The sequence below is a fragment of the Hydrogenophaga sp. RWCD_12 genome (genome assembly GCF_046604225.1).
Lineage (GTDB): Bacteria > Pseudomonadota > Gammaproteobacteria > Burkholderiales > Burkholderiaceae_C > Hydrogenophaga.
On record NZ_JBKIXC010000001.1, the window covers coordinates 499064 to 520486 of the forward strand.

Consider the following 21423-nt stretch of genomic DNA (forward strand, 5'->3'; position numbering starts at 1 on the left):
ATGGACATAATTGACGTTAACGTAAACGTCACAACAGGAGACACCCATGAGTCAGAACCCGCCCGCCGCTGCGCCCGTGATCGATGCGGCCAGCGTCGACGCTGCCATTACCACGCGCCTGTCGGCGCGCGCTTTCCTGCCCAAGGCGGTGCCGCGCGAGACGATCGAGCACATCCTGCAGGTCGCCAGCAGGGCGCCCTCGGGCACCAATACCCAGCCCTGGAAGGTCTATGTGCTGCAGGGTGCCAGCCGGGACAGCCTGGTCGACAAGTGCTGCGCGGCGCACGACGCGATGCGCGCAGATCCCTTGCTGGCCGAGCAGTACCGCGAGGAGTACGACTACTACCCGACGCAGTGGGTCAGCCCCTACATCGACCGCCGCCGCGAGAACGGGTGGAGCCTCTATGGTCTGCTGGGCATCACCAAGGGCGACAAGGACAAGATGCACGCCCAGCACCAGCGTAACTTCCGATTCTTCGACGCGCCCGTTGGCCTGATGTTCACGCTGGACAAGGTCATGGGCCGCGGCTCACTGGTCGACTACGGCATGTTCCTGCAGAACATCATGGTCGCCGCCAAGGCGCATGGCCTGGACACCTGCCCGCAGGCGGCCTGGAACGGTTTCTCGAAACTCATCCTGCCGCACATCGGTGCGGGCGAGAACGAGATGCTGGTCTGCGGGATGGCGCTGGGTTACGCCGATCCCGCAGACAAGGTCAACGGCTTCATCACGCCGCGCGAAACCGTGGCCTCATTCACCCACTGGCTGGAGTGATCAGCGGTCCGGGTCGGGCACATAGCCGCGGTTCGCGCCTGGGAAGGCGCTCGGACGGCGGTCGCGCCAGCGCGGGCGGTCCGGCGGGATGACGCCCATCGCGATCAGGTTCTCGCGGCTGTCGTAGCGGATGCGGATGATTTCGTCGGGCCGCCCGCTGCGGCGCAGGAAGTCGGTTTCGCCCACACGGTCCCGCTCGATGTCGCCATGGCCCGTGCCCAGCGGCGCGCCCGGCTCACCACCACGTGCCGATTTCTCCTGCAGCTGCGGGCTGGACTTGGTGCCCGACTGCGGGGAGCTGCGGTCGAACGGCGGGAACGGAGGCCGTGGCGGGCGCGGCGGCGTGAAGGCCTCGCGTTCGCGGAACACCGCCACGCCGATCACACCCACGTCGTCAGGGCGACCGGTGCGGGCTGCGTAGGAGTTGGACAGCCGCGTGAACTCGAAGGCGGCGATGTCGCGCTGGCTCTTGCGCCAGCCATTGACTTCGTAGCGCTGGTAGGGGTCGAGCACGTAGCCGGCCTGGTCGAACGACGCGGTCTGGCCGGTGACGACGTTGACACCGTCGACCGACACCACGTTGAGCAGCCGCTCGCGACTGTCGTTGCGCAACTCGATGCCGTAGCGTGCGCCCGGTTCGCCAGCCACCCAGAGTTCACCCCGGTACTGGTACATCGGCATCACCATGTCGCGGTCGCGATCCACGACGCGCACATCGGTCAGGCGACCCATGGCCATGGTGGGCACCGTGGTCAGCAGGGCTGCCGCGGCGGCTGCGCCCAGCGCCATGCGACGGGAGAGAAGCGGGGTGTTGGTGGTCATCAGTGGTCTCCTCGGACCGTTGTTTGGGGTGGCTGCAGTACACCGCCCCTGCGTCAAGATTTTTGCCCTGGACTGCAAAGTCTGTGTAAACAGGTGTTCGAAGTGGTGCCATGCGCTGGTCACCGGAGCTCCTCGCGCAGGGCTGGAATAATCGGCCTTCCCCTTTTTACACCCGAGGACTTTTCCATGATCACCACTCCCAGCGGCCTGCAGTACGAAGACACCGTGGTCGGCAACGGCGACATCGCCAAGGCCGGCCGTCCCGTGCAGGTGCACTACACCGGCTGGCTCTTCAACGACGGCGTGCAGGGCGCCAAGTTCGATTCGAGCAAGGACCGCGGTCAGCCCTTCGAATTTCCGCTGGGCGCAGGTCACGTGATCAAGGGCTGGGACGAAGGCGTGCAGGGCATGGCCGTCGGCGGCACGCGCCGTCTCGTGATCCCGGCCGCACTGGGCTATGGCGCCCGCGGCGCTGGCGGTGTCATCCCGCCCAACGCCACGCTGCTGTTTGAAGTCGACCTGTTGGCCGTCTGATTCACCGCCCATGAGCCGCCCCGCCATCCTGATCGCGCGCAACGTGTTCCCCGAAGTGGTGGAACGCCTGCGCGAACATTTCGATGTCGAGACCACTCCACCTGGCGTGGTCTGGTCCGCCAGCGAGTTCGTCGAGCGCCTCCAGGGCAAGGCGGGCGTGCTCACCACCGGCGGCGAGCGCATCGATGCGGCGCTGCTGGCGGCCTGCCCGCAACTGAAGATCGTGTCCAACCTCGCGGTCGGCTACAACAACTTCGATCTGGACGCGATGACGGCGGCCGGCGTGCAGGCGACCAACGCGCCCGACGTGCTGACCGAGACCACGGCCGACTTCGGCTTTGCGTTGCTGATGGCGACCGCGCGGCGCATCGCCGAGAGCGAGCATTTCCTGCGCGCAGGCCAGTGGAAGCAGTGGTCGCTCGACCTGTTTGCTGGCGCCGACATCCACGGCAGCACGCTGGGCATCCTCGGCATGGGCCGCATCGGTCAGGCGATCGCCCGCCGTGGCGCGCATGGCTTTGGCATGCAGGTGATCTACCACAACCGCTCAAGGCTCGATGCCGACAAGGAAGCCACTTGCGGCGCGCGCTACGTCTCGCGCGACGACCTGTTTGCGCGGGCTGACCATGTGGTGCTGGTGCTGCCTTACACCCCCGCTGCGCACCACACCGTGGGCGCGGCCGAACTGGCACTCATGAAGCCGACCGCCACCCTGGTCAACATCGCGCGCGGCGGCATCGTGGACGAGAACGCGCTGGTTGCGGCGCTGCGCGAAAAACGCATTGCGGCCGCCGGGCTGGACGTGTTCGAGGGCGAGCCCCAGGTCAACCCGGACCTGCTGACCGTGCCCAACGTCGTGCTCACGCCGCACATTGCCAGTGCCACGCTGCCGACCCGCATGGCGATGGCGATGCTCGCGGCCGACAACCTGATTGCCTACCTGACCACCGGGCGAGCGAAGTCGCCGCTCAACAGCGTCGCGCCACGCTGAAGCGGCAAGCTCAGCGCAACAGCGGTAGCAGCTCCGGGTGACCGGCGCGCTCCGCAAGGTCGGCAGCGCTCAACCCTTGCGGGTCGCGCAGCTCGCGGTCGGCACCCGCATCCAGCAGCAGCTGGACGATCGCGCCGTCACCACGGACTGCGGCCAACATCAACGGTGTACGCCCCTTCGCATCGCGCTGGTTGGGACGGCCACTGCTGGCCAGCCACTGACGCACCGCAGCCGCATCGCCCGCCGCCACCGCCGCGTGCAGCGGCGACACGGGAGGAGTGGTCACCGCGTCGGCCACACTGTTTTCACGCCGTTCCCTGGACAGTCCCGGCGCGATGTTGCGCGCCGGAGCGCCCGCGCCCGCTGCAGCACCTTCGGCGAGAGCAGGGGCAGGGGCCAGTGCAGGCGCTGCTGGCGCCGGAGTCACGGGTGCCATGGTTGCCGGCGCTGGCGCCGGTGCAGCTTTGGGCATGGGCGCCGGTGTGGGCGCGGTCATCGGGGCAGTGGCCGCCACAGGAGAGGGTGGTGCGGGTGGCGCCAATGCGCCCTCGGCTTCCTCGGTCGACGCCTTCCTGGACGCTCTCTGGGCACTGTCGGCCGCGGCAGGCTTGGCCGCAGAGGGTGCCGGACGTGGCACCACCGAGGGTGTGACCGCAGGGGCAGCGGCAGCAGCCGTCTCTGCAGGTTCTTTGGCCATGTCCATCGGGGCGGTGGCTGCCGCAGGCTCGGTGGCGGTGTTTGGTGTGGGCGCCGCACCTGCTGAAGGTGCTGCGGGAGCCGATGCCGTTGGCGCAGGGCGTTGCATTTCTGTGCCGAACGCCGCCTCCTTCTCCTCGGGAGAGCCCCGGTCGAACTGCAGCGCCAGCAAGCCCACCAGACCGATCACTGCCAGGCTGGCCAAGGCCTTCCAGGACCAGACACTGTCGTTTGCCGCCGCCGCGTCTGTCGGGGTGGGCGCCTGTGTGCGTGAGTTTGCCATCGCTCGCGCATGCGCCAGCACGTTCTCGCGCAGCGCCGGACCGGGGCGCGCCGGGTCCAGTGTGTTGGCCTCGCGGTAGCGCTCCAGCAGTTGGTCCTGCGGCGTGTCGTCGGGATGGTCGCGGCTCATGCGTGGGCCTCCAGGGTCTCGCGCAGACGGGCGCGGGCGTAGCGCAGACGGCTCTTGGCAGTTTCCTGGCTGACGCCGGTGGCCTGTGCGATCTCGGCCAGGCTCATGCCCGCTTCGGCCTGCAGCAGGAAGGCTTCACGCTGCACCGGCGGCAGCGCCGCCAGCGCATCGAGCAGTGCCTGCGCCAGCTCGCGCGAATTGAGTTGCCGTTCGGGGCCGAAGCCCGATTCGGCGGCCAGCATGTCGGCCAGCGACGCGCCGTCTTCCGACTCGGCATCCAGGCTGGCATGCGCCTTGTGTGTGCGCCAGTGGTCGACCACGCGGTGGTGGGCCATGGTGAACAGCCAGGTGCGGAACTTGGCCCTCGCCTCGTATTGCGGCGCCTGCCGGACCACGGCGAACCAGACTTCCTGCACCAGATCGTCGGCCAGCGCGGCGTTCTGTACGCTGCGCTGCACGAAGCGCCACACCGGCAGGGCGTGGCGGTCGTACAGGGTCTCGAAGGCGCGCGCGTCCCCGCCAGCATAGGCGTGCATGAGGTGCTCGTCGGTGGGGGCGTCGGCCGCGGACATGCGGCGATTATGGAAGGCCCGCGCGCCGATCAGTACGGATCGGGCACATAGCGTTGAGGGCGCGAACCCGGGAAGGCCTGCGGCCACGCGGGTGCGGCGTCGGGCTGCAGCACGCCCATGGCGATCAGGTTCTCTCGGCTGTCGTAACGGATGCGGATGACCTCGTCGGGGCTCTGGCTGCGGCGCTCGAAGCTGGTGTGGCCCACGCGGTCGGTTTCGCGTTCGCCGTGGCCCGTGCCCAGCCGCGGTGCGGCGGTGGGTGCCGGCCGGCGCAGCGCGTCCGAGGCGTCGGCGGCCGCGCTCTTGGCGCTGCCGGCGCCGGAAAAAGACTCGTTGGCAGCGGCCGGCGCTGCGGGGACGGCGCTGCGCTGAAGCTGGTCGCGCTCCATTTCGCTGAGCTCGCGGCGCTCGCGCCAGGACGGGCGCACCGGCTCGGGCGGCGTGACGCTCACGGGCGGCGCTTCCTTTTCGCGGAACACGGCGACGCCAATGACGCCGACGTTGGCCGGCCGGCCGGTGCGCGCCGCGTACGACGAGGGCAGGGCGGTGAAGTGGAAGGCGGCGACCTCGGCGTCGGTCTTGCGCCAGCCGGTGATGTCGTACTGCTGCCAGGGACTGAGCACGTAGCCGGTCTGGCCCCAGGCGGCGGTTTCGCCCGACACCACATTCACGCCGTCGACCGAGACCACGCTCATCAAGCGGCCGGGCGCGGCATTGCGCACCGACACGGCGTAGCGCGCCCCCGGTCGCCCGGCGACCCAGTATTCGCCGCGGTGCCGGACCACCGGCAGGGTCTCGCCGCTGTCGCGGTCGATGATGTTGATGTCGGCCAGGCGACCGACCGCCTGGGCTGGCAGCGCGGCGAGCAGGGCAAGGGCTGCGAGGGCGGGCAGCGTGAAGCGACGCAGGGTGGTGTTCATGAGGGCTCCTGAAAAGGTGGTGGAGCCCTCTGAAACGAACCAGGACGACGGACGGGGTTAGAGCAGGCTGCGCAATTTGCAACCGGATGTATGCGATTCCGTTCAGCAGGCGGAACAGCTGGCCAGTGCGCGCGCGACACCTTCGCGCGTCTTCTCGGTCAGGTGGTCGAGGAACACCTGCGTGCGCTGCGGCAGGAACTTGCGGCTGGGCAGGGCGGCATACAGCGTGAAGCGGCCGGTGATCCAGGGTGCCAGCACGCGCACGAGCGCGCCGCTGGACAGGTGGGGTGCCGCCAGTTCGACCGTGGTGCCGGTGATGCCGGCACCGTCGAGGGCTGCGCGCATCAGGGTGTCGGTGTGGTTGGCCCACAGCACCGGCTTCACGTCCAGCAGTACTTCGTCATCGCGGTCGCTGCGGAACAGGCGCCACTGTCTGCTGCGCATGCCCATGTCGGGCTTGATGCGCAGGCAGTCGTGCTGCAGCAGTTCCTGCGGCGTGGCGGGCACGCCCTTGCGCGCCAGGTATTCCGGTGACGCGACCAGAAAGGCCTCCGTGGCATTCACCTTGCGCGCAATGATGTTGGCGTCATAGCCCTCGTCGGCGCCCATGAGCGTGATGTCAAACGCCTCGATGGGCGGTTCGCGGTGGTTGGCTACCTCGATGTCCAGCAGGATCTGCGGGTAGCGCTGGTGAAAGCTGGCGACCATGGGAGCCAGCACGTGCGTCGCGAGCACCGGCGACGCCAGCACGCGCAGCGTGCCCGAGAGCTCCTGCGTGTGCGAGCTGACCAGCGAATGCGCATCGTCGAGGTCCTGCAGGATGTGGCGCACCCGCTCCAGGTAGGCCTCACCCGCGTCGGTCAGCGACTGCCGGCGCGTGGTCCGCTGCAGCAGCCGAGTCCCCAGGTGCTCCTCCAGGTCGGCCACCAGCCGTGTCACCACGGCGGGCGACATGTCCAGGGCACGGGCAGCGGCGGCGAAGCCGCCTTCGTCCACCACCCGCAGGAATACACGCATCGAAGTCAGTCGGTCCATGGGGCGATTCTGTGGGTCAACAAGCACTGGATTATTTCTGAAATCGAAATGGACTGTCGACGATCAGGTGATTTTTCTCTTTGGATGGAAATTTTAAAGTTCACCCATCGCAGCGGCAAACGCTTCAGAAACACAGTGCAAAGAAGCGATACCGCCCCGAAAAGACAGCCGGCCGACCGGTCGACACCATTGATTCCGTTGTTCACCACTTCTTGAAAGGAAGCATCATGAAAGCCAACGTCCTCTCCTCCATCGCCCTCGCCGTGGCCGCCCTGTCGGCTGGCCAAGTCTTCGCCGCCGACGCCGACGCTCCCCTGACCCGCGAACAGGTCCGTGCCGAACTGATCCAGGCCCAGCAAGCCGGTGACGTGATTGGCGACGTCGAATCCGGCCGCACCCTGCGCGAGATGTATCCGAACCGCTACCCGGCCGCCGCTACGGCACAGGCCAAGTCCCGCGCCGAAGTCAAGGCCGAACTGGCGACCGCCCAGCGCGAAGGCAATGTGATCGCCGACAACGAGTCCGGCCGCACCGCCCGGGAAATCAATCCCAGTGCCTACGCCGCTGCGCCCAAGGCCGCCGGCCTGACCCGTGAGGAAGTGCGCGCCGAACTGCGTGCCGCGCAGCAAAGCGGCGACGTGATCGGCGACAGCGAATCGGGCCGCAAGCTCAACGAGATCTACCCGAACCGCTACCCGAAGCAGACCGTGGCACAGGGCAAGACCCGCGAACAGGTGAAGGCCGAGCTGGCCGAAGCCATCCGCACGGGAGACATCGTGGCCGATGGTGAAAGCGGCAAGAAGCTCAACGAGCTGTTCCCCGGCCGCTACCCGAAGGCGAACTGATCTCCCGGACCGGCCACGCCCGGTCGTCTGGTACAACCCTGAGCCTCAGGAGATGACCATGACGACCTTCAACAAGGTGGTGCTCTACACGGGCACCAACGGGCGGGCCGCGTTCCGCGAGGAAACGGTTGCCCTCAGCGAAGGCACGCCAGCGGCGTGCCTTTCGCCGTTGATGCCCTCGGGCGGCTACCAGCTGCGCCAGAGTCCGGTGGGCTTTCGCAGCCAGTTCCACTGCACGGGCGCGCCGCAATGGCTGTTCGTGCTGCAGGGGCAGATGGAAATCGGGCTGCAGGACGGCACGTCACGCATCTTCGGTCCGGGCGACCACTTCTACTCGGCCGACACGCTGCCCGACGGCGCGACTTTCGACCCGGCAGTGCACGGCCACTGGAGCCGGCAGGTCGGCGATCAGCCGCTGGTGACGTTGTTCGTCAGGGGCTGATCCGGCAACTTCAACCGCAGCAGTGCGCGCACGAATCCGTGATCGCTGCGGCTGCGGTCGCGGCCTTCGTTGAGATGGTCGTTGAAGACCTCCACACGCCGCACGTCGCCGATCGAAGCACGGCTGGTTGACACGAACTCCTCGCTGACCAGCAACTGGTCCAGCACCTCAGGGTAGCCCTGGTGGATGTGGGAATAGGCGACATCGCGACGCAGCGCCGCATCGCCCTGCACGTCCCAGGCACTGAACAGCGCGTTGTCGCGCGCGCCCTTGTCGTAGGCGACCTGTGAGGTAGCCGCGATGAGTTGGGTCGTGACGCTGTGCGGACCATCGTTGAGGTCACCCATCACGATCAGCGGCAGCCGCGTGCGGTGCAGCAGTTCCACGACCTTCAGGCGCAGTGCCAGCGCCTCGGCCGCCCGCATGATCAGCGAGCGCAGCGATCCCACGGCCTGCACGGCGGGATCTTCGGTGTCTTCCAGTGTCTTGCCCTGAGCGTCCTGCAGGTACTTGGGCCGCTTGGACTTCAGGTGGGCGGTGATGACGGCGATTTCCTGCCCGTGTTTCATGCGCAATGTCGCCAACAGGGGCGGGCGCTCGAAACGGGTGTGCGGCCCCAGGCCGGGCACCTGCACGACAGCGGCGGCCGGGAAATCGGTAATCGACTGCACCGATTCGACCTTGAGCCTCGTCACCATACCGACGCGCGGCGTGCCCTGTGCGCCGTGCTGTCCCGGTCCGTTTTCGGCGCCGGGCACCAGCACCGTGCCGTACTGCAGGCCACTGCGGGAGACGGCGGCGCGCAGGGCGAGTTCGTCCCACACTTCTTGCACGGCCAGCACGTCGGCGTTGAGCACGCGAAAACGGTCACCGAGCCAGTCCACCTTGCGCTCGAATTCGTTCTGGCTGTACGGATCCTGGCCATCGTAGAAATGGCGTCCTGGCTGTGCCAGGTTGAGTACGTTGCAGCTGGCCATCATGAGCGTGGCCCAGCGATTGGTTGGCGCGGGAGTGTTGGCGGTCATGGGCCGACTTTACCCAGATGCGGACGAAAAAAAAGCGGGACTGGCGTCCCGCTCTTTTTGGAGAGAAGCTGAAAAATCAGGACTTCTTCTCTTCTTTCTTTTCTTCCATCTTGGCAGGAGCAGCAGCCTTCTTGGCCTTCTTCTTGGCCTTCTTGGCGGGAGCAGCTTCAGCCTTCTTCTCTTCAGCCTTGGCGGCCGGAGCGGCTTCAGCCTTCTTTTCTTCGGCCTTGGCGGGGGCAGCGGCGGCGGGAGCGGCAGCCTTCTTTTCTTCAGCCTTGGCGGGAGCAGCAGCGGCCGGAGCGGCAGCGGCGGCAGGAGCAGCGGCGGCGGCCGGGGCAGCAGCGGGAGCGGGGGTGGCGGCCACGGCAGCGGCGGCGGACACGGAGGCGATCAGGGCAATCAGCAGTTTGTTCATGATGTCATTGGAAAGGTAGTCAGCCCGGGGCGGGTGCCCAGAGCGCGCCGATTATGGCGGAACCCCGGCGCTGAAAATTAAGGTTCGCTTATGGTTGAAGGGCGCCCATCGGCAGCCGGATACGCACCGTGAGCCCACCCCCGGGCGTATCTTCCAGCAGCAGCGAACCGGCATGCATTCCCACGGTTTCCCGAACGATGGCCAGCCCCAGGCCGCTGCCGGTGACGTCGGTCTGGTTCAGGCGCACGAAACGCCGCAGAACCTTTTCGCGGTCTTCGGGCGGGATGCCGGGCCCGTTGTCAGAGACCTCGATCACCGCCTCCGCACCGTCGCGTCGCAGGCTCACGTCCACGCAAGAGCCCGAGGGCGCATAGCGCAGGGCGTTGTCGATCAGGTTGTCGAGCATGGCGCGCAAGGCCTGGCGATCGGCGGACATTTCCAGCGGTTCCGTGTGGATCAGGCCCAGGTCCACGCCCCGAAGGTCCGCCTGGGCCGAGAACGCGACCACGGCCTGCCGCACCAGCTTGTCCAGCGCCACTGGCTCGCGGTGCGGCTCGCGCTGATCGGGTTCCAGGCGGGCGAGCTGCAGCAACTGGGCCGCCAGGTGGATGGCGCGCTCGATGCCGGAGTCCAGATCGTCGAGTGCCGCCTGCCGCTCGGCAGCGTGGGCGCGGCGGGCCAGCTGGGCCTGGAGCTTGATGGCCGCCAGCGGCGTGTTGAGCTCGTGTGCCGCATCGGCAAGGAACTGGCGCTGGCCGGCCAGCAGATGGTCCATGCGGGCCAGCAACTGGTTCAGGGTGTTGGCCAGTGGCGCCAGCTCATCGGGGAGGTCCTCCAGCGGCACCGCGTGCAGCTGCGCAACATCGCGCTGCCCGATCTCGTCGCGCAGCCGGTCCAGAGGATGCAGAGCACGCGAGACAGCCTCGTGGATCAGCACACCCAGCAGCAGCACCAGCACCGCCATCGGCAGCAGCAGCCACATGACCAGTGTCGAGAATCCCTGGTTGCGTTCGGCGCGGCTGACGGCGACCTGGGCGGTCCGGGTTTCGCGGGGCAGGGTGAAAACCCGCCAGGTGTGGTCTTGCCAGACCACCGTGTGCAGGCCCGGCGGCTGCAGCGGCGGACCTTCGTCCAGTGCCGACGAATAGATCAGCTTGCCTTTGGTGCTCCAGATCTGGCTGACAAACTGCCCCTCGTCGGGTTCGTCGTCGGCCGGTTCCTCGATGGTCGGCTCTTCGTCGGCGGTGATTGCAGGATCCGGTGTTTCAGCGCCGGTGGTGTAGGTCGGCGGCTTCACAGGCAGCTTGCGCCCGGGCGGCGCCGGCACGGGCGTCTCGTCATGCCGCAGCACGGTGTGGGCGATCTGCTCCAGCCCGTAGTCCTGGACCTCGTTGAAACCGTCGAGCGCCAGTCGATAGGTCAGCAGGCTCACCACCAGTGCCGTGATCAGCAGGGCAGAGATCTGCCAGAGCAGCAGCCGGGAACGGATCGAGCTCAAGCGACTTCCACCAGCTTGTAGCCGACGCCGCGCACGTTGCGGATCCAGGGTTCGCCCAGTTTGCGCCGCAGGTGGTGCAGATGCACCTCGATCGCGTTGCTGGAGATCTCTTCGCCCCAGCCGTACAGCTTGCTTTCGAGCTGTTCGACCGAGAGCACGGCGCCCGGTTTCTGCATCAGCGCCTGCAGCAGGTCGAACTCACGCTGCGAGAGCGACAGCAGCTTGTCACCCAGACGCACCTCGCGCTCGATCGGGCTGAGCGTCAGCCGGCCCATCTTCAGTGTCGGATTGGCCTGGCCCGGCTGGCGGCGTGCCAGCGCGTGGATGCGTGCCACCAGTTCGTCGAGATCGAACGGCTTGGTCAGGTAGTCGTCGGCGCCCTGGTTGAGACCGGCGACGCGGTCGCGGATGGCATCGCGGGCGGTCACCATCAGGACCGGTGTGGCCTGGCGGCGCTGGCGCATGTGCTGGAGCACCTGAAGGCCATCGACCTCGGGCAGGCCAATGTCCAGCAGGACCACGTCGTAGTTCTGGGCCTGCAGGGCGTTGAGGGCGTGCTGGCCATGGCGGACCCAGTCGACGGTGAAACCCGCCTGGGTCAATGCCTTTTCCATGCTGGAGCCCAGCATGGCATCGTCTTCAGCAAGCAGCAGTTTCATGGGCGTGAGTGGCCGACTGGAATTCCCGCATTGAAACAAAAAAAGGCGGGTCGCCCCGCCTTTTTCATGAGAAGCCCGAGATCAGGACTTCTTTTCTTCCATCTTGGCAGGAGCAGCGGTCTTCTTGGCGTGCTTGGCCTTCTTGACATGCTTGGCAGCCTTCTTGGCGGGAGCGGCTTCAGCCTTCTTCTCTTCGGCCTTCGGGGCAGCGGCAGCCGGAGCAGCAGCGGCAGGCGCGGCAGCAGCGGCAGGTGCAGCAGCCGGGGCCGGCGTGGCAGCGTTGGCAGCGAAAGCGGTGGCGGAAACGATCAGGGCGGCGAGGAGCTTGTTCATGGTGAGATTCCTTGGGTTGGGTCCAGGAGATGTTCCCCTGTGACACGCCCATTGTTCTGACCAGCACTTAGCAAGGACTTAATGCCACTTACCGGTTGCTTAAGGTCCCCGTTCCGCGCCGCCGCTATGTTCAGCGGATGCGGCCGAAGCTGGTGCGCAGAGGGTCGGCACCGCCGCCGTTGCCACCACGCTGACCGCCACCACCGCCGCCGCCACCACCGCGGTTCTTGTTGTTGCGGTTGCCCGAACGCATCGAGTCGATGCTGGTGCGCAGTGGATCGGGCTGGCCGCCGGGTGCCGCGGCGCGGGCACGCGGCTCGCGGATGCGCAACTGGCCCAGGTGGGCATTCGGGCCGGGCTGGCGCTCGGGGCGGTCTTCACCGTCGAACCGGTCTTCACGCGGCGCGCGCGGCGGACGGTCGTTGCGGTCGTTCTGGCGCGGCTGGTTGTTGCCGTTGCTGTTGGCATTGGCCTGGCGCGGCTGGCTGTTGCCTCCACCACCGCCACGGCGGTTGCGGTTGCGCCGGCGGCCTTCGCCCTGGCCCTCGGCGGGTGGCTGGCCTTCACCGGCTTCCGCAGAGCGCTGGCGCGGCTGCTGGTTGCCACCACCGTTGCCGCGTCCGCTGCCGGTGCTGCCATCGGCCTTCTTCTCGCGGATGCGGGTCATCATTTCCTGGCGCGCGGCCTTGGCGGCGGCGGCCATCACGTCGCGGCTGGGCGGCTTGCCGGCGCCGCCCCAGATGGTCTGGCGACCCATGGCGATCGGTTCGGCTTTTTCACCGGGTTCGGGCATGAACTCCTGGAAGATCTCGACCGGAATCTCCTGCTTGGTGAAGCGCTCGATGTCCATCATGAAGCCTTCTTCGTCCAGGCTCACGAGGTTGACGGCTTCACCACTCTTGCCGGCGCGACCTGTGCGGCCGATGCGGTGCACATAGTCTTCGCAGACGTTGGGAATTTCGTAGTTGACGACGTGCGGCAGCTCGTCGATGTCGATGCCGCGGGCGGCGATGTCGGTGGCGACCAGGGCACGGATCTCGCCGCTCTTGAAGCCGGCCAGCGCCTGGGTGCGGGCACCCTGGCTCTTGTTGCCGTGCAGAGCCATCGCCTGGATACCGTTCTTGGTCAGGTACTCGGCGACGTTGTTGGCGCCGAACTTGGTGCGGGTGAACACCAGCACCTGGCTCCAGTTGTGCTTGTTGATGATGTGGACCAGCAGGGCCTTCTTCTTGCCGCGGCCGACCGGGTGGATCACCTGGGTGATGCGCTGCACCGTGGTATTGCGCGGCGTGACCTGGATGCTCAGCGGGTCCTTGAGCAGGTTGTTGGCCAGGTCGCGGATCTCGTCGCTGAAGGTGGCCGAGAAGAGCAGGCTTTGCTTGCTCTTGGGCAGCAGGGCCAGCACCTTCTTCACGTCGTGGATGAAGCCCATGTCCAGCATGCGGTCGGCTTCGTCGAGCACCAGGATCTGCACCTGCGAGAGGTCCAGGAAGCCCTGTTGCTGCAGGTCCAGCAGGCGGCCTGGCGTGGCCACCAGGATGTCGACGCCACGCTTCATGGCGTTGATCTGCGGGTTCATGCCGACACCGCCGAAGATCACGGTGGAGGTCAGCGAGAGGTGCTTGCCATAGGTGCGCACCGACTCTTCCACCTGTGCCGCCAGTTCGCGGGTGGGCGTGAGCACCAGGGCACGGATGGCGATACCGCCGAAGCGGTTGGCGCCGCGTTCGCTTTCGGAGAGACGCTGCAGCATGGGCAGCGTGAAGGCAGCGGTCTTGCCGGTGCCGGTCTGGGCGCCACCGAGCAGGTCGCGTCCGGCCAGGACAGCGGGGATCGCTTCGACCTGGATAGGGGTTGGGGTTTCGTAACCGTGCTCGCGCACAGCTTGCACGATGGCCGGGGCCAGGTTCAGATCGTCAAATTTCATTGGTGAGGCGCCCGTCCAGGGCGCTGGGGGCATCTGCCTGGGCGGTCACCGCAGTGACCGTTCAGTTGAAGGCAGACGGGGTCTACAAGATGGACCGGCGGGCTCGAGAATCGGGTCGACGGGCCTCCAGCGGGGGTGCTGGTGTTGCGAGCCACTGATACTGCGCAACAGCCCATATTGTCGCACGTCTTGTCTTTTGACCGTCCAGCGCACCGGCCGGGCCGTTCAGGATGCCTTCCTTTCATAATGGTGTGCGCATGGTGAACCGCTGCCGATCGGCGGCGCCGCGCCATCCTGGCAAGGCCTGAAACCTGTCCGAGAGTCCGAATGACAACCCCGAAAATGATCCGCGCCGGCGTGGCCAACGACACGAGCCGGCTCAAACCCACGCTGCAGCATTGCCTGGAAGCGGCCCTGTCGATTGCGGACAGCATGGTCGACGAGATGCTCGAAAAGGTGGCGATGATCGTCGACCCGGACCGGCTGACGCCCTTGCCGATGGAGCTGGAGGCGATCGATCAGGACCTGATCCTGCATCTGCTGGACGAATCCGACGTCATCAAGGCCGCCTGGCAGCACCACCTGCGCAGGTTTTTCTTCCATGGCGAGGGACGCGATCCGGAAGCGCCGTCGGTCGTGCGTTTCGACGACCTGCGGTTGATGGACGACCAGCACATCGACGCCAGCATCGAGTTCTCGATGGTCGAGCAGGCGCTGATGAAGTCGACGTCGGACCTGCTGCCGCGCCTGAACGCGCTGGTGAGCAGCCTGATGGGCTGGATGACCGTGCAACCGGACCTCAACCCGCTCAAGCCTTCGGCGTACGCACGCGCGCTGCGTGCCGTGATGGTCGAGCAGGTGGATGACACCGAGCAGCGCAAGGCCCTGTTCGTGCCCCTGGCCGGCATCCTCGGTGACAGCCTGCGCACGGTGTATCGCGAGCTGATCCAGTGGCTGCTGGCGCACGGTGTCGAACCGATCGAGAGCGCGTCGCAGGTTGCGCCCACGGACGGCCCGCCGCGCAATGCGGTCGGCCGTACCCTGCTGACGTTCGGCCGCCTGCGCCAGTTGCTGGCGGGGGACCTGAACGCGCCCCCGCAGGGCGGGCCGGCGTACCTGCACACCGTGCCGGCGTCTCTGACCGCCATCGAAGACATGGACATGATCGAGCCGCTGCTGGCGCGCCTGCGGCAGCGGGCCACCCCCGATCCGGCCAAGTCGAATGTGGTCGAACTGCCGGTGGTGTCGGGCCAGAGCCTGGGTCGCCTGCTGGGTCAGGAGGTGGTGCGGCTGATGCTGGACAACCTGACCCAGGACGAGCGTCTGCTGCCCGCGATCCGGCAGCAGCTCGGCCTGCTCGAACCGGCCCTGGCGCTTCTGTCACAGAACGATCCGCGCTTTTTCAGCGACCGGCAGCACCCGGCGCGCCAGCTGCTGGAAAGCATCACCCAGCGCAGCCTGGCCTTCACGAGCCAGAACGAAGAAGGGTTTTCCGACCTGCTGCATTCGGTGCGCGGTGCGGTGCGCTCGCTGGCGCGCGTGCCAGCGACCGAAGAGGTGTTTGCCCGCCTGCACAAGCGGCTGCGCCGTCGCTGGGAAGACGACGATGCCCGCAAGAACCAGCGCCGCATCGAGGCGGCGCGGGCACTGATGCACGCCGAGCAGCGCCAGTTGCAAGCCGAACGCCTGGCGCTGGAATTCCAGCAGCGCATGCAGGACAAGGATGTGCCCGAGTTCGTGCAACGTTTCCTGGTCGGCCCCTGGGCGCAGGCCCTGGCGGAGTACCAGCTGCTGGCGGTGGTGCCTGGCGACGACACGGAAGCGCTGGAGACGGTGGCCGACGACCTGCTCTGGAGCGTGCAGCCGACGCTGATCCGCCGCGACGTCGATCGCCTGGCGCGCCTGGTGCCCCGCCTGCTGTCGCAGATTCGCTCTGGCCTGCAGCGCATCGACTATCCGCTGGAGGCGACCGGGCAGTTCTTCGATGCCCTGGTGTCGCTGCACGAGAAAGCCTTCGACACACCGACACTGACCGCGGTGGATGCCGTGGATCCCGAACCGGCCGCCGACGTGTCGGCCACTGAAGTCAGCGAGGCCGTTGGTCCGGCGGCACCGGCGGAAGAGACCTTCTGGATGGCGGGCAAGGAAGCCGAAGACGCGGGCTTTGTCGACGCCGACACCGGGCCGATGTCGCTCGAAGGCATGACCGTGGTCGAGATGGAGCTGTCCACCGGCGCCTGGGTCGACCTGAAGGTGCAGGGCGAATGGGTCCGCGCCCAGCTCACCTGGACCAGTCCGCGCGGTGGTCTGTTCATGTTCATTTCCGCCAGCGGTCTGGCCCACTCCATGACCCGCCGCACGTTCGACCGGCTGCTGGGCGCAGACTCGCTGCGCATCGTCTCGCGCGGCGGCGTGGTCGAGAGCGCGCTGGACGCCGTCGCCCAGCAGGCCCTGCGCAATACCCATGAGGGTGACCCCTCTGGCGATGCAAGCTCCGCCGACTTCCAACCCTGACCTTTGCAACGAGGACTCTCCTGCGTGACCACCACTTTCGGCTACCACCCTTCCCAGGACCGCATCTGGATGCGGGTGCACGAGCAGGACATCACCATCTGGCTGACCCGGCGCATGGTGCGCAGCATCGTCGGGCCGATGCTCAAGGTGTTCGAGGCCTCGACCCCGGGGCAGCAGGGTGGCGCTGCGCCAAGGGCGCGCGCCTCGATCGAACACCAGCTGTCGCTGCACGAGACGGCGCCCGGGCAGAAACCGGCCCAGATCCGGGCCGGGCACGAGCAGCCCAGTGAGGAGTCCGATCCCCAGGAGCGCCTGTGCACCCAGATCACGACGCAGGCGACCGCACAAACGGTGACCTTGAACTTTGAAACCGGCGCGGGTCCACTGGCGCTGCGGCTGAGCCGCCAAGGCATGCATCTCTGGTACCGGGGGCTGGCGATGGTGATCCGGCAGGCCCAGTGGGACCTGAGTGAGGCCATGCCCGACTGGCTGCAGACCAGCATGACGCCGCCGGCGGTGCAGGCGCTGATCGACAAGCCGCTGCCGCCCGAATCCGACGAAGCAGCCCCCGGGCGATAATCGTCGACTTTCCCTTTTGCCCCCTTTTGCGCGGATCACCGCGATCGCACAGCCATGGCCCAATACGTCTTTTCCATGAACCGAGTCACCAAGACCGTGCCGCCCAAACGGCAGATCTTGAAGGACGTCTCCATCAGCTTCTTCCCCGGCGCCAAGATCGGCGTGCTGGGCCTGAACGGCTCGGGCAAGTCCACGCTGCTGAAGATCATGGCCGGCATCGACAAGGAGATCGAGGGCGAGGCGATCGCGATGCCGGGCATCCAGATCGGCTACCTGCCGCAGGAGCCGCAGCTCAACCCCGACCAGACCGTGCGCCAGGCGGTGGAAGAGGGCATCGGCGGTGCGCTCAAGGCCAAGGCCCGGCTGGATGAGGTGTACGCGGCCTACGCCGAAGAAGACGCCGACTTTGACGCCCTGGCCGCCGAGCAGGCCGAGCTCGAAGCCATCATCGCCGCCAGCGGGTCTGAAAACTCCGACCTGCAGCTCGAACTGGCCGCCGACGCGCTGAACCTGCCGCCCTGGGACGCCACCATCAAGAACCTGTCCGGTGGTGAAAAGCGCCGCGTGGCCCTGTGCCGCCTGCTGCTCTCGCGCCCCGACATGCTGCTGCTCGACGAACCGACCAACCACTTGGACGCCGAATCGGTCGAGTGGCTGGAGCATTTCCTGCAGCGTTTCCCCGGCACCGTCGTGGCCATTACCCACGATCGCTACTTCCTGGACAACGCGGCCGAGTGGATCCTCGAACTCGACCGCGGCCACGGCATTCCCTGGAAGGGCAACTACTCCGACTGGCTGGACCAGAAGGAACGCCGCCTGGAGACCGAGCAGAAGTCCGAAGACGCCCGCACCAAGGCGATGAAGGAAGAACTCAAGTGGGTGCGCTCCAACGCCAAGGGCCGCCAGGCCAAGAGCAAGGCGCGTCTGGCCCGCTTCGAGGAACTGAGCGACGTCGAATACCAGAAGCGGAACGAGACCAACGAAATCTTCATTCCGGTGGCCGAGCGCCTGGGCAACCAGGTGATCGAGTTCAAGGGCGTGAGCAAGTCCTTCGGCGACCGCGTGCTGATCGACAATCTGAGCTTCTCGGTGCCCCCGGGCGCCATCGTCGGCATCATCGGCCCCAACGGTGCCGGCAAGTCGACGCTGTTCCGCATGATCCAGGGCGTTGAGACGCCGGACTCGGGCACGGTCGAGATCGGTCAGACCGCGAAGCTGGCCTTCGTGGACCAGAGCCGCGAGAGCCTGGACGGCAGCAAGACCGTGTGGCAGGACGTCTCGGGCGGTCTGGACAACATCACCGTGGGCAAGTTCATCATGCCCAGCCGCGCCTACATCGGCCGCTTCAACTTCAAGGGCAACGACCAGCAGAAGCTGGTGGGCAACCTCTCTGGCGGTGAACGCGGCCGCCTGCACCTGGCCAAGACGCTGGCCCAGGGCGGCAACGTCCTGATGCTCGACGAACCGTCGAACGACCTGGACGTGGAAACCCTGCGCGCGCTGGAAGAGGCGCTGCTGGAGTTCGCCGGCTCTGCCATGGTGATCTCGCACGACCGCTGGTTCCTCGACCGCATCTGCACCCACATCCTGGCCTGCGAAGGCAACTCGCAGTGGTACTTCTTCGACGGCAACTTCACCGAGTACGAAGCCGACAAGAAGAAGCGCCTGGGCGAGGAAGGCGCACGTCCGAAGCGCGCCCGCTTCAAATCCATCTGATGCCGGCCATGGAACTGACTGACGAACAGGTCTTGGCCGACACCCGCCGCTGGATCGAGAAGGCGGTGATCGGGCTGAACCTGTGCCCGTTCGCGCGGTCGGTGTACGTGAAGAACCAGGTGCGCATCGTGGTCAGCCGCGCGCGGCACCTGGATGCGTTCCTGGACGAGCTGGACCGGGAGCTGGACCTGCTGGTGAACACGCCGGCCGAAGAGATCGACACGACCTTGCTGGTGCACCCCACGCTGTTCCCGGACTTCGAGGTCTTCAACGACTTCATGAACGTGGTCGACGACGTGGTGGCCGAGCGCGAGCTCGAAGGCGTGCTACAGGTCGCCAACTTCCACCCCGAATTCCTGTTCGAGGGTGAGGCGGAAAGCGACCCCAGCCACTTCACCAACCGCGCCCCTTATCCGACGCTGCACCTGCTGCGCGAAGACAGCGTGGAGCGCGCCGTGGAATCGGACGCGGGCGACGCCGAGAAGATCGTCGAACGCAACATCACCACCCTGCGGGAGCTGGGTGCCGAAGGCTGGAAGGCCTTGCTGAAGCCCTGAACTGGGCGGTTTTCCGGGGCTGATCCGGGCTTTGCGCCCGGGCCGGGTGCCCACAATCGTCGGACAACAGTCTGACTTTGCACCCCTTCGCTCCGACCATGAACGCCCGCGCCGAACTGCCGTTTGACACCTGCATCCAGGAGGCCCTTTCGCTCTCGGGAGGCTGGATGGCGCGCTGGGTGTCCCAGCTGGGCGCCGCATTGTCGCAACAGGAGGTGTTGACCCCCACCTCGCAGGGCAAACGTGGTCAGGCCCAGGCCCGCGCCGCGTTGGCCGCCTGCAGCGACCGGCTGGCGCCGCGCTGGAGCACCACCTTCACCGACGCCGTGCGGGCCGACATTGCCCGCGAGGGGCGCGCCGCCCCGGGGTCCCGGCAGCCTGCGCAGAGGATGCTCAGCCTGCAAGAACTGGAGCTCATGGACCACGGCCAGGTGCAGACCTCGGTCGAACTCGCGCGGCTGCACCAGGTGATCAAGCTGGCGGTGGACGACGACCTGATTGCGCTGACCGCGCTGCTCAGCGCAGCCCAGGGCCTGCGCAGCGTGCGTCCCGAAGCCAACCCCCTGCGTCCTGAAGTGGTGGTCGATTCGCTGACCACGGCGCTGGTGCAGCTCAATGTCGACGACGCCTCGCGCCAGCGATGGTTCCACGCCGGCGCGGTGGCGCTGGGGCAGGCACTCAAAGGCTTCTACGGTGGCTTGATCCAGCGGCTGGAGCAGCAGGGCGTGCAGCCGGCCGGGTTCGTCGTCGTGCCCGTGATCGCGGCGCGCGGCCCGGCGTCGACCCACCGCGGCGCTCCCAACGTCGCCAGCGAGGCGGACGGCCAGCCGCTGGTACTGACGCTGGACCACCTCCACCAGTTGCTGGTGGGCAATCTTGCCCACAGCGGTTCGGGCGTGTCCGATCAGGGCACTTCGGGGTCGGGCAATGCCATGGTGCGTACGCTGGCGGGCGAGGTGGTGGCGCAGATGCTGCGCAGCATTGCCGACGACCGCCGCCTGCTGGAGCCGGTGCGCGAGCTGGTGCTTCAGCTCAAGCCCGCGTTGCTGCATCTGGCCAAGACCGATCCGCGTTTCTTTGCCGACCGCAACAACCCTGCGCGCCGATTGCTGGAAGTGATCACCGCGCGCGGCCTGGCCTTCTCCACCGAGCAGGACACGGGTTTCGGCGAATTCGCGCTCCAGGTGCAGCTGACGGTGCAATCGCTGCAGACGCCTTCGCCCGGCCTGCCCGAGCGCTTTGCCGAGCGCCTGCGCCGGCTGGCGAGCTTCGGTCCGCCCGAAGACGGCGCGGCGATGGAGACGCTGGTGCGTGTCGAGCAGCGCAACCTGCTGGCCGAGCGCATTGCCAGCGAGATCCGCGCACGCCCGGACTTCGTGCGGGCGCCGGCGCTGGTCCGGCGCTTCCTTGTCGGTCCCTGGGCGCAGGTGATCGCCCACGCGCGGCTGCACGTCGAAGTGCTTGGCGAGTCGCCGCTGCTGGCCGAACTGCCGGCCGAACAGGATGCGCCCGCCCAGCGCTACATGGACATCCTGGCGGATCTGCTGTGGTCCTGCCAGCTTTCGCAGGCGAGCCTGAACCGGCCGCGCCTGATCCGGGTCGTGCCGCTGGTGCTGCGCACACTGCGCGAAGGCCTGGACGCGATCGACTTTCCCAGGGCGCAGGCCGAATCGATCTTCCACATGCTGATGGGCCTGCACGAAGCGGCGTACAAGACGCAGCGCAGCGAGGACTTTCTCAATTCGTCACTGCGGCACCCGTCCGATGCGCCGCACGAACCCTGGCTGCATGGCAGCGAGGCCAGTGCATCGGGATTCATCGACACCCAGCTGATCGAACCCGATTTCCTCGACACGGTCCCCATGGGCGCCGAACTGCAGGTGGCGGAAACCCTGTCGGTGGGGGCCTGGGTGGAGTTGCTGCAGAACCAGCAGATGCAGCGCTGCCAGCTGCGCTGGGCCAGCCCGCACCGCACCATGTTCCTGTTTGCCACCGCAGAAGGCCGGCCGGTCTCCCTGACGCGCCGCGGCATGGACCGCATGACCACCCTGGGCCGCTTGCGCGTCGTGGCGGAGCAGGGCGTGGTCGACGAGGCGCTGGCAGCGGTGGCCCGCTTGGCCTGGGTGAATTCGGGCAAGCTGGGCTGAAGGCCGCCT

The 21423-nt window shown here is 67.2% G+C and carries 21 protein-coding genes; 10 read left to right on the forward strand and 11 right to left on the reverse strand.

Annotated features, from left to right (window positions below):
* Window positions 1-46: 46 nt before the first annotated feature.
* On the forward strand, window positions 47-775 hold the full coding sequence (locus ACLIJ1_RS02395; protein WP_411363878.1) for a nitroreductase: 729 nt from the start codon (window positions 47-49) through the stop codon (window positions 773-775).
* Here the strand turns inward: ACLIJ1_RS02395 and ACLIJ1_RS02400 are convergent, their stop codons facing one another.
* Window positions 776-1597 carry a hypothetical protein gene (locus ACLIJ1_RS02400; protein ID WP_411363879.1) on the reverse strand — a complete coding sequence of 274 codons (822 nt, stop codon included), beginning with the start codon at window positions 1595-1597 and terminating at the stop codon, window positions 776-778. It abuts the gene before it with no gap.
* Between the two features lie 186 nt (window positions 1598-1783).
* Here ACLIJ1_RS02400 and ACLIJ1_RS02405 point away from each other — a divergent pair, with 186 nt between their 5' ends.
* Window positions 1784-2131 (forward strand): FKBP-type peptidyl-prolyl cis-trans isomerase, encoded by a 348-nt coding sequence (locus ACLIJ1_RS02405; RefSeq protein ID WP_411363880.1) that lies wholly within the window; start codon window positions 1784-1786, stop codon window positions 2129-2131.
* 10 nt (window positions 2132-2141) lie between these two features.
* Window positions 2142-3122, forward strand: coding sequence for a 2-hydroxyacid dehydrogenase (locus ACLIJ1_RS02410; protein WP_411363881.1), 981 nt, complete (start codon window positions 2142-2144; stop codon window positions 3120-3122).
* Between the two features lie 10 nt (window positions 3123-3132).
* Here the strand turns inward: ACLIJ1_RS02410 and ACLIJ1_RS02415 are convergent, their stop codons facing one another.
* From ACLIJ1_RS02415 to ACLIJ1_RS02430, 4 genes are all read right to left on the reverse strand, one after another.
* Entirely contained in the window at window positions 3133-4230 is a 1098-nt protein-coding gene (locus ACLIJ1_RS02415; RefSeq protein WP_411363882.1) for an ankyrin repeat domain-containing protein, read from the reverse strand.
* Entirely contained in the window at window positions 4227-4802 is a 576-nt protein-coding gene (locus tag ACLIJ1_RS02420; RefSeq protein ID WP_411363883.1) for an RNA polymerase sigma factor, read from the reverse strand. The genes ACLIJ1_RS02415 and ACLIJ1_RS02420 overlap by 4 nt, the downstream gene beginning before the upstream one ends.
* Window positions 4803-4831: 29 nt before the next feature.
* The gene (locus ACLIJ1_RS02425) at window positions 4832-5722 is read right to left on the reverse strand and encodes a hypothetical protein (RefSeq protein ID WP_411363884.1); all 891 of its coding nucleotides are present in this window, start codon (window positions 5720-5722) and stop codon (window positions 4832-4834) included.
* A gap of 102 nt (window positions 5723-5824) precedes the next feature.
* Complete coding sequence (locus tag ACLIJ1_RS02430) at window positions 5825-6757, reverse strand: LysR family transcriptional regulator (RefSeq protein ID WP_411363885.1); 933 nt, start codon at window positions 6755-6757, stop codon at window positions 5825-5827.
* 227 nt (window positions 6758-6984) lie between these two features.
* Here ACLIJ1_RS02430 and ACLIJ1_RS02435 point away from each other — a divergent pair, with 227 nt between their 5' ends.
* Together ACLIJ1_RS02435 and ACLIJ1_RS02440 are read left to right on the forward strand one after the other, a co-directional pair.
* Window positions 6985-7602, forward strand: coding sequence for a DUF4148 domain-containing protein (locus ACLIJ1_RS02435; protein WP_411363886.1), 618 nt, complete (start codon window positions 6985-6987; stop codon window positions 7600-7602).
* A gap of 58 nt (window positions 7603-7660) precedes the next feature.
* Window positions 7661-8044, forward strand: a complete 384-nt coding sequence (locus tag ACLIJ1_RS02440) for a hypothetical protein (protein ID WP_411363887.1) — start codon at window positions 7661-7663, stop codon at window positions 8042-8044.
* Here ACLIJ1_RS02440 and ACLIJ1_RS02445 read toward each other — a convergent pair.
* The 6 genes from ACLIJ1_RS02445 to ACLIJ1_RS02470 form a co-directional block, all read right to left on the reverse strand.
* Entirely contained in the window at window positions 8011-9069 is a 1059-nt protein-coding gene (locus tag ACLIJ1_RS02445) for an endonuclease/exonuclease/phosphatase family protein (protein WP_411363888.1), read from the reverse strand. The genes ACLIJ1_RS02440 and ACLIJ1_RS02445 overlap by 34 nt on opposite strands.
* Before the next feature lie 76 nt (window positions 9070-9145).
* Entirely contained in the window at window positions 9146-9484 is a 339-nt protein-coding gene (locus ACLIJ1_RS02450) for a hypothetical protein (protein ID WP_411363889.1), read from the reverse strand.
* An 88-nt stretch (window positions 9485-9572) separates the two neighbouring features.
* Complete coding sequence (locus tag ACLIJ1_RS02455; protein ID WP_411363890.1) at window positions 9573-10982, reverse strand: sensor histidine kinase; 1410 nt, start codon at window positions 10980-10982, stop codon at window positions 9573-9575.
* A complete protein-coding gene (locus ACLIJ1_RS02460) occupies window positions 10979-11641 on the reverse strand; it encodes a response regulator transcription factor (protein ID WP_411363891.1) in 663 nt (220 codons plus the stop codon). Before ACLIJ1_RS02460 ends, ACLIJ1_RS02455 begins: the two co-directional genes overlap by 4 nt.
* An 81-nt stretch (window positions 11642-11722) precedes the next feature.
* Complete coding sequence (locus ACLIJ1_RS02465) at window positions 11723-11974, reverse strand: hypothetical protein (protein ID WP_411363892.1); 252 nt, start codon at window positions 11972-11974, stop codon at window positions 11723-11725.
* Window positions 11975-12104: 130 nt separating this feature from the next.
* Complete coding sequence (locus tag ACLIJ1_RS02470; protein WP_411363893.1) at window positions 12105-13901, reverse strand: DEAD/DEAH box helicase; 1797 nt, start codon at window positions 13899-13901, stop codon at window positions 12105-12107.
* 327 nt (window positions 13902-14228) lie between these two features.
* On the opposite strand from ACLIJ1_RS02470, the gene ACLIJ1_RS02475 reads away from it, so the two are divergent.
* The 5 genes from ACLIJ1_RS02475 to ACLIJ1_RS02495 all read left to right on the forward strand — a co-directional run bounded on the left by ACLIJ1_RS02475 (window position 14229) and on the right by ACLIJ1_RS02495 (window position 21414).
* Entirely contained in the window at window positions 14229-16415 is a 2187-nt protein-coding gene (locus ACLIJ1_RS02475; RefSeq protein WP_411363894.1) for a DUF1631 family protein, read from the forward strand.
* Window positions 16416-16439: 24 nt separating this feature from the next.
* A complete protein-coding gene (locus ACLIJ1_RS02480; RefSeq protein WP_411363895.1) occupies window positions 16440-16994 on the forward strand; it encodes a hypothetical protein in 555 nt (184 codons plus the stop codon).
* Window positions 16995-17048: 54 nt separating this feature from the next.
* Window positions 17049-18710: an energy-dependent translational throttle protein EttA gene (ettA, locus tag ACLIJ1_RS02485; RefSeq protein ID WP_411363896.1), complete on the forward strand. Its 1662-nt coding sequence runs from the start codon at window positions 17049-17051 to the stop codon at window positions 18708-18710.
* A gap of 8 nt (window positions 18711-18718) precedes the next feature.
* On the forward strand, window positions 18719-19267 hold the full coding sequence (locus tag ACLIJ1_RS02490) for a DUF1415 domain-containing protein (protein ID WP_411363897.1): 549 nt from the start codon (window positions 18719-18721) through the stop codon (window positions 19265-19267).
* Between the two features lie 98 nt (window positions 19268-19365).
* A complete protein-coding gene (locus ACLIJ1_RS02495) occupies window positions 19366-21414 on the forward strand; it encodes a DUF1631 family protein (protein ID WP_411363898.1) in 2049 nt (682 codons plus the stop codon).
* The last annotated feature ends 9 nt before the right edge of the window (window positions 21415-21423 follow it).